We start from the raw sequence: 16,355 nt of genomic DNA, 5'->3' as shown, positions 1-16,355 counted from the left end.
ACTCACCAGCTTTTAGGATTGGCTTTGCGACGTATAGTTGCAAGCATTCGGGCGTGTTCTTCCTCTATGCTTATAGGCGATTCTCCTTTTCTGCCGCTTTCCAACCATTTATCCAATTCATCACGATAGACAAACAGGTGCTTGCCTTGTTTAATGATTGGAATACCTCCATGTTTGGCTTTGTAATAAAAAGAGGATTTTGAGATACCCAGATACTCGCAGACTTCATTGACGGTCATAGGCACATGAGTGTCCTTTTTTACCTCGTTATGCTGCTGATGAAGTTTTTCTGTCAGCAGATTTTCCATACTTGAGATTCTCTCGCAAAGTTCTCCTACCACTTCCGGTAGGTCATTAAAGGTCAGTTTGTCTTTTTGCATATATAACATTGTTTTTGTTAAACATGCTGCAAACCAACACAATGATGTAATGCTGACAACTATCAGAAGGCAATAATATTTCAGTCTGTGTTGAATAATCCTAATCGGTTGAATTTGCTTTTTATTCTTGGGCTTCTTTCATACATTTGAAGTGATAATCTCCGGTTTTAGGAATATCAAGGGCTATTTTGCAAACTCCGCATGTCCGGAGATTTTTAGCCAGATATTTAATCGAAGCATCTTTTAGTTCATGTGGGAATATCGTATGTATGAATGTAGCTCTGTCTATAAGGGAAATGTTCAATCTCTCTCCGATGTTCCACACAAAGTGCATCAGGTCGATAGAACGGAGGGGATTATCTAATCTTGAACGGATTGGCTTGTATAATTCAGATTGTCCGTGTGCGAAATACTCTATGTTTTCATGCAGAATTTCAAGATCTTCTTTTGAGAGAAATTCCGTCATTACAAATGTGGTATATTCATGGATGACACGCTTAATGTCTGCCTGCCTTTCGGCTTTTTTACGTTCAATTTCAGCCACACGTACTTCATAATTATCCATATAATCTTGTTTTGCAACACTTTCTGCAACTAAAATTGCCGGATTTATATTCTTGTCCTTTGGACACTCCGGATCAATCTCCTTAATTTGTTCGGGTAGAGGTCTTACTTGCTTGCCAAAAGACAAACTCAATTCATTCTTTGTAATGAATTGGAAAAAGAAGCGCTGAAGTACTCCACAGGCGAGTATCATTGCCGTGATATATAAAATAACTGGAGTGGAATACTCCATCATGTCGATATGGCAATTAAGATATAAATAGGAGTCTGTTGCCCAATAAAGGATGACACTTACTGAAAGTATGAAACTGGTTCTTTGAGGAGAGATTTTAATACTATTCGTCATAAACTGATACTGTTTGAGTTTTACAATAAGACAAATGTATATGCAGATTTCCAAATAGTTGCTGTTTGTAATAGATAATCGTTCAGGATTTAAGAAAAAATACGCTCAGAGTATGATTTGATGCAAAATATCATACTCTGAGCTATAAAAACGGGATTATTTGAACCTTAATTCTTACTTGCGGATTAAAGAGATTCTGTTGCTGGCTTCACGCTTGTTACTGTCTACGACTTTCATGTACCGTTGTGTCGTGGTGATACTTTTATGTGCCATATTACTTTGAATGGTACGTATGTCTGTGCCGGCTGCTCCTTGAAGTGTTGCGTATGTTCTTCGGTAGGAGTGGAAAGTGATATTTTTGGTAATACCGGCTTTGCGAATCCACTCTTTCATGGGTTGCTGTGTCCAACTTCGTTTCAATCCTTTAAATACTAATCCGGTTTTTTCCGGAGAATAGCCGATCAATTGCAGGGCTTCGTCACTGATTGGAATGATGTCCTCTGTTTTGGTCTTTTGGGTAATTGTATGGACACATTTTCCTCCGGCTGCAAAGTCAACGATTTCATGCCATTGCAACGATAGTATGTCGCTGATTCTAAGACTGGTCAGACATGAGAACAATGCCGCTGTTTTCAGAATCGGCTTTTTGCAAGGTGTTTCTGCCAATTTGTATAGTTCTTCCACACTTAGATAATCTTTTGGGGTATCTTCTGTTTCGATTTTATCCAAAAAGTCATTGATATTGGTTTTGATTAGCCGATTGCGATAAAGGATTTTCAAAAGTCCCCTGAATGTTGACCAATAGCCGGAAGCAGAGTTCTTTGAAATGCGACCGTCACGCCTGAGTTGCTTGGCATTTAGCAGATACTCCCGGAACTTATTACAAAGGTCAATATCAATTTCTTCAAAAGTACATTTGCCATGAACGAAGTTGTAGAAATGGTGGTACACAAATTCCCACTTTTGGTCATGCTTGCGAAGCTGCTTGCGGTAGTATTCGAGAAAATCCGCTTTGAGTTTGTGCCTGTCAAAGAAATCATACCTGTCATTAACGATAGATTCAAAGCGTCGGCATCGGATGGCTTCCGCCTTTTCCGACATAGTTGCATTGAATTTGCGTTCACGTTCATTCTTAGGATTGGCATAAATATAAATGTTCAATCCTTCGTGACGGATGGTTTTCATTGTTTCCTGGTCACGATACCCCGGATAATAATCCAGATAGAAAGAAAGCATCCCATGTTTCAAAGGACGTGTTCTCAATGTTACTGTTTTACATTCTAACATAGTTACAATTATTATTAGTTTATACTTGATTTGCAGCAAATGTTCGGAATGGCTTGACACAGACAATGCTCATTTTTAGAATCATTTTCTGGTCTGCCTAAATTCAGACTTAAGCTTATTTTCTGACACCCATTACATGATCAAATTCCACTTTCAGGAATCTCACGAAACGACCTTTCTTCTCACGTTTGATTTCGTGGAACTGCAGAATGCCATAGACAGAATCCCGTGTGAGATTGTATTTCTTCATGGCTTCCTGCACGGTGTAGTACTCCGAAGCATTATCTTCGGCAGTCTGCTTGGATAGGTCAAAATGTAGCTTCGAGTAGAATATCTGACCATGTTCTATCTCTTCGGGAGTGTACCATTCGGTCAGATCATTATCTGTCTTGTATTTGGCAAAAGCAGCATCAATATGCTTTTTGCTGTAATAGTTGAACTGACGGATACGGATTTTTGGGATATTGTTTTCTCTTGTATATGCCCAAATCCATTTTTGCGATACTTTGTACTTTTCGGAAATTTGCTCGGCAGTGTAGTACTCAGTTATATCAAGGTCATCTTTAATTCTTCTTCGTTCATAGGGGCGCGTTTTAAGCATCAGTTCAATGTCGGCTCTGCGAATAATTGACATCCTTGCACTGATTCTTGATGCTCTCAGTTTATCCTCCTTGACGAGCTTATAGATGTATTGACGAGAAACGCCCATCAATTGTGCTGCTTGTGCGAAAGTAAAGTAATCTTGATGGTCTAACTTACTTTTGACTTCTATCAATTCTTGTAATTCACGAAGTTCGATTCTTCGTTCTTTCATACGGTGTTTGTAGCCTTGACTGGCACATTGATGGCTACAATAATTCGTAGTTGTTTTCTTCGCAATGAATGGCTTGCCACACCATTGACAAATTCTTTTTACTTCCATGTTGTTTTCTCCATATTTTTAATGAAACCATATAGTTTTAATTTCGCTTTTTGTCTACCTATGTAAGCCATTGTCAACACATGTTGTTGACTACCTCAGTGTGACATCGGGGACAAACCCCAATTTGTTTCGCGGTAGAAATACGGTAGAAAAATATGGTGAACAACACTATCCAATCGCTATGAACTGGATTTTGGGCAAATAAAAAAGCCGCTGAATTTCAGCGACTTCATTATAGTTGGTTCTAATTCGTTACGGTTAATTGCGATATATCATTTCCCGATGCAAAAATTCTTAAAAATATTACCCAAAACCTCATCGGTAGTGATTTCACCGGTGATTTCGCCGAGGTAGTGGAGGCATTCCCGGATATCCTGGGAAATGAATTCGCCGCTTAAGGTGGTATCGAGAGCGGTGACAACTCGGCGAATAGCTTCGAGAGCGTGTGTAAGGGCTTCGTAATGCCGGACATTACTGACAATGACATTGCTAAAAGCTTCCGTGTTGACGGAGGAGGTCAACCAACGGATAAGGGTATCCATATTATAACCTTTCTTAGCAGAAACGGGAAGGATCGGTTCGCCGGAAATCTGAGTCTCTATCTCCTCCTTAACGGCATCCAGGACCTCCGTCCGATCCATTTTATTTAACAGAATCAATAATTTAGCATCGGGAGAGAGACGTTCTTTCACCTGCCGGTAGTAAGGAATAAACTGGTCGCTGCTCCGGTTTACATCCTGCAAAAGTAATACGACTTTCGCCTGGGCAATTTTAGCAAAGGTACGTTCGATACCGAGATTTTCGACCGTGTCGGAAGTATGACGTATACCGGCCGTATCGATAAAACGGAATAGCATACCGTTTAAACTTATGGTATCTTCTATTACATCGCGAGTCGTCCCTTCTATATCAGAAACGATGGCCCGGTCTTCTTTCAGCAATGCATTCAAAAGCGTACTCTTCCCGACATTGGTATTCCCTACAATGGCCACCGGAATACCGTTTTTAATGACATTCCCGAGTGAAAAGGAGTTGCACAACTCGGCAATCATATTTTCTATTTTTAGGGCAATAGCACGAAGTTCCGCCCGATTGGCAAACTCCACGTCTTCCTCCGAAAAATCAAGCTCTAACTCCAAAAGAGAGGTGATATGAAGCAATTCCGCACGCAATTTTATCAACTCCTTTGAAAACCCGCCCCGCATCTGATTCAACGCCATTTTATGAGCTGCAGCAGAAGAGGAAGCGATCAGATCGGCCACCGCTTCCGCCTGCGACAAATCCATTTTTCCGTTTAAAAAAGCCCGTTGCGTAAACTCGCCGGGACGAGCCAAACGAGCTCCACGGGAAACAAGCAACTGCAATATTCGCTGTTGAATATACACGGAACCATGACAGGATATCTCCACCGAATCTTCACCGGTAAACGAGTGAGGTGCGTGAAAAACAGAGAGTAAAACTTCATCCACCAACTCCGTCTCTTCCATAACACGCCCGAAATGTACGGTGTTAGGCTGTACGTCTGTCAATTTCTTAGCGGAAGGCGATAGAAAAATTCGGTCACATAAAGCGATAGACCCTTCTCCCGACAACCGTATAACCGCAATAGCACCGCTTCCCGGTGCCGTTGCAACGGCACATATTACACTCTTATCAGTCATAATCTCTCTTTTCCGCAAAGATACGTTTTTTCACCGGAAGAGAAATAGCGAAAGTACAGTTTCCGGTTTCCAATCAAAAGACATATATGAATTCGGTGATTGAGAGATTCTGAGATTAAGTCATTGCAATAAACATTATATCACTCAATTACTTCATCCTCTTTTCCCTCATCCCAAACCCATTTTATCGCATCGGCATACACTACCTGATTGTCCGAACTTCCCTTATCACTAAGCACAACAGAGGATTCGCCGGAGGAGAAATGGAACCGCCCCAAAGACAACCATCCTCTCCCGGAGAAAGGTATCTCTATTTCCACTTCGGACTCTTTACCCTCGTGACTAACGGTATAGTATTGCTTTATAGATTCTGCCTTTCCCGCTCTTGTAACCATCGAAGCAGATATAATAGAGGCACCACTTCCTTTGTATTGATATTGAGTTAACTGCATATTGTCAGGAATATAGGCAAAAACTTCATAGTATCCCGCTTTATCTATTTGCACGGACCACTCGGCCTTACTGTTCCCCTCCCCGCTCTTCTTCATCCAACCGCTACGCACGTATCCCCCGTATAGATCCGAATGAGTGACGAGCGTCCACTTATTGGTAGCCATAAAATTATTGTATCTGACTTCGGATGTATCGGCGTTTTTAAACCATTTACGTATTGGACTATCGGAAGAAGAATCCGATATCCGGAATCCTTTCGAATCATTATCCACTATCAACTCCCCTGCTTCGGGCATAAAACGGGCAGTATCTATCCTTTTTTCTCCTTCCGAGGACGCTTTCGTTTTTTGCCGATAATTCCGAGGAATGGTTATTATAGCGGGAATATTTCTGGAAATATTGGTATTCAATGTAGCCGACATGATATTGCCTTCACATATAACAACAATTTCTTTAGCCTCCTTGGATTTTACCAATACATTTTTACTCTTACTATTGTCATTCGTTTGACCGGAATTCATTATAACTACTCCTCCCACGTTTTTCAACCGCGAGGGCATAACAACATAGTTAAGGGTAACCACTCCGTCCACATCACTATCGTTATATACACTTGCCTGAATACGATAACTCCTGTGACCGCGATCTTTATCTTTTGTTTCGATCTCTTCAATAAGGCAATCCCGGATCAAGAAAGCGGGTATTCGATCCACCGTATACCATTCGGGTAATATTTCAAGCCAATCCATCTTAAAACGCTTTACAAACTCCCGGTTAAAATCGGAAAAATCCACTTGCCGGTATTTGTGTTGCTCCATATACCCGTTGATAAACCTTATCAAATCTGCAGAAGGCACGATCATACCCAAATATTGTTTTTGCAAAACCGTCGCTTTCATACTTAACACCTGACGCAACACATCCGATGGGATCTCCGGATCTTCAAGGGCCTCTTTCACGCTATGATTCTCAAGATAACGAACGGCTCTCCAGTACGAACTGCTATATAACGGGGTAAATTGCTGCTGTCCCTCTTCCGGCTTCATCAAACCATTCAATATCAAATTCATCACCGGATAATCGGAGGAGTATAAATAACCCGAATAACTAAAAAACATGGGAGAAATATCAAACAGATTACCGTTTAACCTATAACCTTTTATCCCACCTTTCCGGGGAAGACGCCTCATCAAAGGATTTCCTTCTCCGAACCATCCGTATTCACCCATAAACGTATTTCGAATAAATTGTTCAACCCACAAGCGTTCCATGGCGCCCCAATCCAATTCCGTCCCTTTCATCAACCGTACGTTATTAGCATAAGATCTGCTGGACCCTTTAAAATTCATACTGAAAAATCCCACGCCACGTTCGGGCAAAAAAACCATTTCCGGTTGAACTTGTTCGCTCTCTCCTCTTTCATCCCGATAATAAGAGGCAAAAGAAGCCGGGGCTTCTATGGCCATGAAACGACGATAAGGATACCTACGGCCCTTTGCATCTTCTATCTTGACTTTCATATCGGATAATATCGATTTCATCGAGTCCTGCACATGACTTATATAAGCCATAAAATCATCATGTCCTTCCGCCACGTAAAGTTCAAAAGAGACCGAATCCGCTGTTACCGAGTATCTCTTATACGAACCGATACACAAGGATAATCCCGGCAAAGGGTTTTCGTTTCGAAAAACAAGCGTATCACCGGATGGTTCCGGATTCCCCTGAGACAATATCGTTTTCTCTCCCAGACCGACAACCTTTAAAACATAAGAGGTGAAATCTTTCTGAATGTCATACACATTCGTCAGGTTCAAGGGAGGAATACTAACCGGATACCACAAACATTCCGGTGTCAGAAGCGTGTAATCCGGTCCAACCATAGCATACCTTTTCCCGGAGCGAAAAAGAGAGGAGCCTATGGTTCTGCTGTCGAATACCAGTTCATCCGGCTGGTCGACATAGCAAATCGACTCGTCTATCCGTCCTCCGTAATCCAAAACATACCTCACGCTATCCCCACTTTCTATTTTGTCGTCCAAGATTAACACCTGATGATCCCTGGAAAAAGAGACCTCTTTTCCCTCTTTTAATATCTTATCCACCTTCAATCCGGGATTCAGGTACAACACGACAGTACGCACCTCCCGATCATGAGGGTTTACCAATTGAATCTCCGTTGTCACCTCTATCCGATCCCCCTTTTGTTTATAAACCAAAGCCTGAGACTTTCGAGTCAGCTTGGGGCATGCTTCGTACCGGTTATAACTCATCCGGTACTCTTCCCGGTCATGCATGGATCTCCGTGTAGAGGAAAACAGGACAAACCAACAACATACACCGAGCAAAACCAGTATTGTCGCAATCAACCGCTGCTTCATTCTGAGTCCCGGACGATTTGGGATGCGCTGTAAAAAAGCAATCGAATAACCGATAAAGCCCATTCCCAAGAATAACCACGTCAAACGTTGCCAAACTACAAACCCCGACTCCGGATACCCCGTTATATCGGAATAGGCATTCGGAACGGTCGTACCTAAAAAATCATAAAATCCCCGATGAATATTGCTTAAATAAAACAACGTCAGAAAAACAAACCCAAGCATAAACAGAATCGTCAATGCTTTATTACGCAAGATGCTTACCGTTAAGAAAGTAAATCCTAAAATAAACACCAAGGAAGGGAACAGAAACAATACCCAATATAAAGGATACAAGAAAGCATTAAAAGGAGCATCACTGAAAAAGAGGTTTACCATGACTCCCAAAAGCAGAGAGACAATTGCTAATCCCATGAATATTCTAACACTTCCCCAAACTTTCCCTATCACATAATCCGCATTACTCATCGGACGAGCATGGAGAATCTCCATCGTGTCCACTTTACGGGTTTTATTCAAAAGCTCTCCTGCCAAAAAGATAACAGTTATCGACAACGCGATACCGAAAAGATAGACATTCATATAAGGAACATAAGAAGACAATGCGATTTGATTCCATGATGTCCATCGTACCATATTCCCCTGTACCAACAGCTGAAAAAAGGTGATCCCTACCAAAGAAAGAATGGCCAGCATCCTGAACAACCAGGAGCGTCTCAGTATCTTTGCCTCATAACGGGCTACTGTATTTATATTACGAATATTCATATTTGTATGTATAGTTTAGATGTTTATCCCAAAGTAAAATTCGATATCTATTTTTCTCCTTCATAAACCCATTTCACCGCATCAGCATATATCACCTGATCCGGAGTACCCTTCTTATCCGTCAGAATAACCGACGCCTCTCCGGGAGAAAAGTAAAAACGTCCTAATGATAACCACTCCCGTTGAGCAAAAGGAATTTCCAACTCCACCTCCGACTCGCTTCCGTCATGACGAACAAGATACAACTGCTTTATCGGCGTTTGTTTCTGAATCCCGAAAACAACACCATGGGATGCTTTGATTTGGACCAAAGACAACTGATTGGGAATATAGGCAAAAACTTCATAGTATCCGGCCTTTTCTATCCGCGTAGACCACTCCACTCTGGAACTACCGTCCCCCCCTTCTTTCCTCCAACCACTTCGTATATGTCCCCCGTAAAAACCGTCATGAACGCTAAGGGTCCACTCTTCAGCAAAAGTCACTTTATAAAAATCTTTGTATTTCGTTGTATCGCTCGTTTTAAACCATCTGCGCAATTGATTACCGGAAGGTACGTTTAAAAGACGAAAGCCTCTCGACTCGTTATCGACGATTAATTCTCCCTCTTTCGGGAAAAAACGGGAAAGATCTATATCTTTAATACCCGAGGAGGTTTCCCGTGTTTCCCTACCAGAAACATAAGGAGAAAGAGAAATAACAGAAGGAAGATTCCCGGAAATATTCATATTCAATGAAACTTGCACCAATTGGCCTTTGCACAGAATAATAATCTCTTTAGCCTTCCCGGCCTCTATCAAAACGTTTTGGCTCCGGTTATTCATATCTTCACTGGTATACGTCATCATAGCTGTCCCGGCCTCCATTTTGGGCATTAAGGAATAATTGAGCGAAACTACTCCATCCACATCACTATTATTATATATACTCGCTCGAATACGATAACGCCTCTTGCTATAGTCCGGTTCTTTCATATCCCCTTCAACCGTCTCAATAAAACACTCTCTGATTATATATGAAGGAACCCGATTGACCGTATACCATTCCGGTAATACTTTCAGCCAGTCAATCCCGAAACGTTTAATAAAGTCTTCATTAAAACGGACAAACTCGACCTGTTTGAATTTATGTTCATCAAAATATTGCTTGATAAAATCATTGAATTCTTTCTGATCTATCGTCAACCCAAAATATTGTAGCTGTAAAATAAAAGCTTTTAAGTTAACAATCTGATATAAAACATCGGAAGTAAGTTCGGGATTCCCCAGAGCATCTTTTATACTATGACTCTTCAGATAATGCATTGCTTTCTTATAGGAAGTACTATATGTTGAATAAGCCGTCCCCTGTGATTTTCCCCGCTTTAACTGACCGTTCAATATGGTATTCATAATCGGATATTCTGAAGAATAGATATAAGTTACATAATTGGAGAACAATGGAGAAATATCATATTGATTTCTACTCAACTCGTAGTCAAAACTCATCTTTCTTAGCATAAAACGTCTTTTAAGGGGATTCCCTTCCATTGAACTACCGTATTCGCTCATAAATGTACTTTGGACAAATTGTTTGAACGCCTGACGTTCGCCATCTAACATCGCCCCCATCGTCTTATTCACTTTTTGCATCCAGGCATACCCTTCCAATGTTTTCTTAAAATTCATCCCCCAGAATCCGACACCCCGCTCCGGCAAAAAAGCTATTTCCGGTTGTATTCGCTCACTCCCTCCCCGTTCATTCCGATAATACGAAGCGAAAGAAGAAGGACTTTCTATTACGATAAAACGATGATAGGGATATTTACAATTCATTTTCTCTTCCGTTTTATATTTCAAATCCGACAAAACAGACGCCATCGAATCTTGTATTTCGTTAAAACTGGACATAAAATCATCGTGTCCCTCAGCTATATAAAGCTCAAAAGAAACCGAATCCGCCGTCACCGCATACTTTTTATAAGAACCTATACACAGGGATATTCCGGGCAAACGATATTCATCCTGGAAAATCAATGTATCACCCGAAGTTTCACGCACACCTTGGGACAATACCGTCTTATCTCCCATTCCCACCACGTTCAAGCGATAGTCCGCAAAATTTTTCTGAATATCGTACCCGTTTTTCAGGTTTACCGGAGGAACAGATACCGGATACCAAAGACATTCCGGAGTCAATAAGGTGTAATCTTTTCCCACGAGAGCGTATCTCTTTCCTGAACGAAATATAGAAGAACCCGTCGTACGGGTATCGAAGATATATTTATCATCCACATCCAAATAACATACCGAACCGTCGATTTGTCCCGCGTATTCCAAAGCAAGTAAAAGAGAATCACCGGGAGCAACCCTCTCCTTTATTTCAATTACCTGATTATCCCTTAAATAAGATAACTCCAGACTTCCCTTTGTCAAACGTTTTACCTCCAAACCGGGATTTAAATACAGCACGACCGAATGAACCTCCCTGTCATGTAGATTTACGAGTTTCAAGAAAGCTCGTACCTCTATTCCGTCCCCTTCCTGGCGATAGGTTATCGTTTCCCTATCAAGTGTCAATTTATCACCTGCATGATACCGATCGTAACTCGACCGATAGGCAGAACGTCTCTCTCTCTCCTGATAATTAGAAAAATACAACATAAAACCGCATACAACACTCACGAATACGAACAAAGTCGAAAGACCGTGTTGTATCAATCTGCGCCCCGGACGATTCGGAATTCGTCGTAATAAAGTAACCGAATAGCCTATTAGTCCCATCCCGAGTGATAACCAAACCAAACGCTGCAACAAAACCGATCCAAGATTCGGATAGCCTGTCAGATCCGAAAAAGTATTGGGTATCGTCGAACCTAAAAAGTCATAAAGCCCTCGCTCTCTTTCATTCAGGTAAAAGATCGTCAAAAACACGTACCCCAATAAAAACAATATCGTCAATGCCTTATTACGAACAACACTCGAAACAAAAAAGGTCAATCCCATGATAAACCCTAACGAAGGAAATAAAAAAACAATCCAGTAAAAAAGATAAATAAATCCGTTAAAAGGGGCATCACTGAGAAAAAGGTTGACAATTCCTCCCAACAACATGGATATAAAGGCTAAGCCCATAAATACACGAACAATTCCCCAACTTTTGCCGACGACATAATCGGCATTACTCATAGACCGGGCGTATATAATTTCCATCGTGTCCAATTTACGGTCCCTGTTCAAAAGCTCTCCACCTAAAAATACCACCGTCACGGCCATTGCCATACCAAACAGATATAGGTTCATGTATGGAATATAAGAAGACATAGCTATCAGATTCCACGAAGTCCAAAAATTTAAGTCTCCTTGCACCATGATTTGAAAAGCAATGACACCTACAAGAGAAAGTACAGCCAATATTCTGAACAACCAGGAACGTTTCAATATTTTTGCCTCGTAACGGGCAACCGTGTTAATATTTAGAAGGTTCATAATCGTGCATTATTTTTAGGATTTCACCAAAAATAAGGTTTTAATTATTAATACATTGATAAAGAAAAGTTAATATCTAAAATTACCGACGAATACCACAAAATATCATAATATTATGTTATTCAATTTATTATCAAAAAAAATATAGTTATAATAAAAAAAGAATTATTTCATTTGTTAAATTTAAAGAAATAACATCTACCACATTTCGTTCACCAACTCTTTTTAAAATATCGTCATCTTCCAGTTATTTTCTCATCTGCACTTTCGTAACGCAAGGATCACCATGCCTCTATATCCCTGAGCCAAAAATAAGACTTGTATTTGCGATTTAACAAATTATCACACTCATAAAATGTCTCCGAAATCGAGTTCATAATCATACCTCAACTTTTTCATATATTCGATCCTCTCCATATTTTACGCAATTACAATGTCAACATCCTACCAATATAGATAATACTGGTTTCAATCCAAATAACATTCAAAATTGCGTTAAAATATTTTACCTCTCGGGAACCTCATTTTCTCCGTTAAAAACCCACTTCACGGCATCCGCGTATATAATCTGGTCATCGACACTACCTTGATCCGTCAGCACGACAGAGGCTTCTCCCGATGAGAAATAAAAACGTCCCAAAGAAACCCAGTCCTCCAACGATACGATTGCCGCCGAAACTTCCGTTTCCTGTCCATCATGCCGTACAATGTAATTTTGTTTCAACTCTCTATCCGAAATTGACGAGGGAACAAAAAAACCTCCCGGCAATCTCTTCACTCGTTGCAAACCAACGTATTTTGGTATATGGACTAAAACCTCATAATATCCGGATTTCTCTATTTTCACCGACCATTTTGCTTTAGATGCCCCACCCCCGCAATTTTTCATCCAACCGCTCCTTACCCGTCTCCCGTAGAAACCATAATGTGTCACTAGCGACCACACCCCCGACGCCATCATAACATTATACGTGTCATAAGTATCCGCAAAAGAAACAGGTTTCAACCATCCAGGCGTACGATCTCCCGTCGCTGCCTGCCATATGCTGAACCCTCCCGATTCGTTATCGACAATCCATTCTCCCTCCTGTGGGAAAAAACGGGAGACATCAATATCTCGTACCCCTGGGTTCGCTTCATATGTCACCTTCCCAGAATATTCGATAGGGATTAATGCCGGTATATTCCCAGAAAGAATCGTGTTCAAAAAAACCGATGTAGGCTTGCCTTCCGTTACGATAACTATTTCTTTCGCCTTTTTAGCTTCTATTAAAACGTTTTTCGTATACAACGACATTATTTTACTGTTACTCCCTATTTCCGGCAATTTCGCATAAGTCAATACAACCACCCCCTCCACTTCACTTTCGTTATAGACATTCACGTGGATTCGGTAACGCCGATCCACCGAACTCCTATCTCCCTTTTCTGCAATCTCTTCCACGCATGCATCTTGGACCACGAAAGAGGGTATCTGCTTTACCGTGTACCATTCCGGTAGTACTCTACACCAACTTATCCCGAATCGTTCCGTAAATTCCTTGTCAAACGAGGTAAAATCAATTTTTTGAAATTTATGATCCTCCCAATATTGTCTTATAAACGCATTAAAATCAAAATAAGAGACTGTCAGCCCCAAATAGCTTTCTCTCAAAGCAACAGATTTTAATTTTATAAGTTGATATAAAACATCGGATGTGACTCCCGGATCTCTTAAAGCTTCCTTTAAACTATGACTTTTAAGATAATTCACGGCCAATTGATGTGAACGACTACTGACTTCGAAATTATCTATCCGATCAAATTGCACCGTATCCGCCCCGTTCAACAAATTATTTAATACGGCATCTAAGATCGGGTATTCCCGTGAATACAATTGATTCACATGATTATAAAACAACGGATTAAGAGTAAACGGACTGCCACTTAACGTATAACTACCGTAAGAATAGGGTACGAAAAGTCTCATCAACGGGTTTTTCTCCATAAAACTACCGTATTCTGATATAAATATATGATTTAATAATTGTGTCAATATACTCCTCTCTACATTTTCCATCTTTTCTTCATTCGTTATTTTCCGGTATGTCTGCTTATTTCTCGCCAAATCCATGTTTTTGAAACCGACCCCCCTTTCTGGTAAAAAGATCATCTCGGGTTGTACCTTCCCACCACCTCCCCTCTCGCTTTGGAAATAAGCGGCAAAAGCAACTGGAGTCTCCACAACCATGAAACGTTCATAAGGATACTTTCTATTATTTTTCTTTTCAATTTTATCTCTAAACTCACGTATAATACCGGTCATAGAATCCTTTATCCGATTAAAATGTTCCATAAAATCATCATGTCCCTCCACGACAAATAATTCATAGAAAACAGAGTCCACCTGCATTTGATAACACTTGTAATCGCCGATACACAAAGATATTCCGGACAACCGATGCTCATTCCTAAAAATTAATGTGTCGTTCGACTCGATCCGGTCTCCTTGCGACAAAACCGTGCGATCGGTCTCCCCGACTACCTTCAAACCGTATTTCGTGAAGTTTTTTTCTACCGCATAAACATCGGACGGATTTACCGGGGGAACTGAAACCGGATACCAAATGCACTCCGGAGTGAGTAAAGTATACTCTTTTTCTAATATCGCATATCTCTTACCAGAACGGAAAAGCTCAGAGCCGACATTCCATGTATTCGCCACGTAATTGTCACATAGCTGAAGATAACAAATAGATTCATCTATTCTTCCGGAATATTCTACTTCCAAATCCAATAAACCTTTTCCTTCCACCGCCTCATTAAGCACGATCACTTGATTATCCCTGTAGAAATCAACTCTCTCACCATTTATGCATATCCGGTTAACCCGCAAACCGGGATTCAAGTATAGAAGCACCGGATTCACCGTTTCTTTGTATTCATTTTTTAAACGTAGTCGTGTCTTTACCGTCAGCTGGTCCTCCTCTTGTCGATAAGTAATAACTTGATTACACTGTGTCAATTTACGATTCGAACGGTATTTCTCGTAAGTCGCTCTGTAATCATCCCGGAGAGTGACATATCGATATTGCCGCATGCATAACGAAAAACCGCAAATAAGCCCCAGCACAACAATAAATGTCGACACACCGAGGCCAGCAACACGGCCCGTTCGAATCGGAAGACACTTAAAAAAAACGCCGGAATAACCGATAAACCCCATACCCAAAAACAACCAACTCAAACGTTGTAACATGACACCACCTAAATCCGGATAACCCGAAATATCCGATAACGTGACAGGTACACCTCCTCCTAAAAAATTGAAAAGTCCTTGGTAGTAGTCGTCCGAATAATATAAAGTAATAAAGATATATAACAATAACTCTAAAACAAGTAACGGTTTATCAGAAACCAGACCTGTACATAAAAAAGTAAGACCAATAATAAACACCAGGGAAGGGAACAAAAACACAATCCAGTAAAAAAAATACATCCATCCGTTAAAAGGAGCATTTGTAAAAAAAATGTTTATAATAGCTCCCGATAAAAGGGATAACAAAGATAAAGCCATAAAGACCTGAATCATCCCACAAGCTTTACCGATCACATATTCCGCATTACTCAATGAACGGACACACGTGGTCTCTACCCTATTCCGATCCTTATCCCACTGAATAACAGTAAAAAAAACAACAAGTACAGCCTGAACGATACCGAATAAATAAACATTGAAATAAGGAACATAGGAAGATAATGCGATCGTATTCCATGAAGTCCATTGCATTATATTACTTTGTACCAGTATCTGAAGAATTAGAATCCCGACTAAAGAAAACAAGGCAAATGTCCTGAACAACCAATTACGCCTTACTATTTTTGCTTCATAATGAGCGACTCTTTTGATGTTAAAAAAGTTCATATTCATGCTCTATATTTGTGAATTTGTCAAAAATAACGTTTAAATCACAAATATCACAACAGAATAAAGTTAATATTATTATCCACACGTGATCTCATTTTTAAATGACTAATATTTATTAATCCATTTTCAATTATTACGATTCAATCACGGACATTCTCCATCACGTAAACCTTGAATGTTAGCGTATATAATAACCCACTATCTCCCGAGGGATCGAGT

8 protein-coding genes are annotated in these 16,355 nt (G+C 40.4%); all 8 read right to left on the bottom strand.

Features of this window, described 5'->3' with window-relative positions:
* Nucleotides 1-2: 2 nt before the first annotated feature.
* Nucleotides 3-380 carry a helix-turn-helix domain-containing protein gene (locus PGR74_RS08665; protein ID WP_234130854.1) on the bottom strand — a complete coding sequence of 126 codons (378 nt, stop codon included), beginning with the start codon at nt 378-380 and terminating at the stop codon, nt 3-5.
* Nucleotides 381-501: 121 nt separating this feature from the next.
* Nucleotides 502-1,290, bottom strand: coding sequence for a hypothetical protein (locus PGR74_RS08660; RefSeq protein WP_234130853.1), 789 nt, complete (start codon nt 1,288-1,290; stop codon nt 502-504).
* Nucleotides 1,291-1,464: 174 nt separating this feature from the next.
* Nucleotides 1,465-2,577, bottom strand: a complete 1,113-nt coding sequence (locus PGR74_RS08655; RefSeq protein WP_270516915.1) for a tyrosine-type recombinase/integrase — start codon at nt 2,575-2,577, stop codon at nt 1,465-1,467.
* A 115-nt stretch (nt 2,578-2,692) separates the two neighbouring features.
* Nucleotides 2,693-3,499: a helix-turn-helix domain-containing protein gene (locus PGR74_RS08650; RefSeq protein ID WP_270516914.1), complete on the bottom strand. Its 807-nt coding sequence runs from the start codon at nt 3,497-3,499 to the stop codon at nt 2,693-2,695.
* A 272-nt stretch (nt 3,500-3,771) separates the two neighbouring features.
* A complete protein-coding gene (mnmE, locus tag PGR74_RS08645) occupies nt 3,772-5,160 on the bottom strand; it encodes a tRNA uridine-5-carboxymethylaminomethyl(34) synthesis GTPase MnmE (RefSeq protein WP_041501993.1) in 1,389 nt (462 codons plus the stop codon).
* A gap of 140 nt (nt 5,161-5,300) precedes the next feature.
* Nucleotides 5,301-8,762: a golvesin C-terminal-like domain-containing protein gene (locus tag PGR74_RS08640; protein ID WP_110688617.1), complete on the bottom strand. Its 3,462-nt coding sequence runs from the start codon at nt 8,760-8,762 to the stop codon at nt 5,301-5,303.
* 47 nt (nt 8,763-8,809) lie between these two features.
* Nucleotides 8,810-12,229: a golvesin C-terminal-like domain-containing protein gene (locus tag PGR74_RS08635; protein ID WP_110688618.1), complete on the bottom strand. Its 3,420-nt coding sequence runs from the start codon at nt 12,227-12,229 to the stop codon at nt 8,810-8,812.
* Between the two features lie 505 nt (nt 12,230-12,734).
* Nucleotides 12,735-16,139, bottom strand: coding sequence for a hypothetical protein (locus PGR74_RS08630; RefSeq protein ID WP_041501996.1), 3,405 nt, complete (start codon nt 16,137-16,139; stop codon nt 12,735-12,737).
* Between the last annotated feature and the right edge of the window lie 216 nt (nt 16,140-16,355).

The organism is Sanguibacteroides sp. AM78-02pH3A (assembly GCF_027666085.1).
Taxonomy (GTDB): Bacteria; Bacteroidota; Bacteroidia; order Bacteroidales; family Marinifilaceae; genus Gabonibacter; species Gabonibacter massiliensis.
The sequence above is the reverse complement of the archived record's forward strand: the minus strand, read 5'-3'. Positions and strand labels throughout refer to the sequence as shown.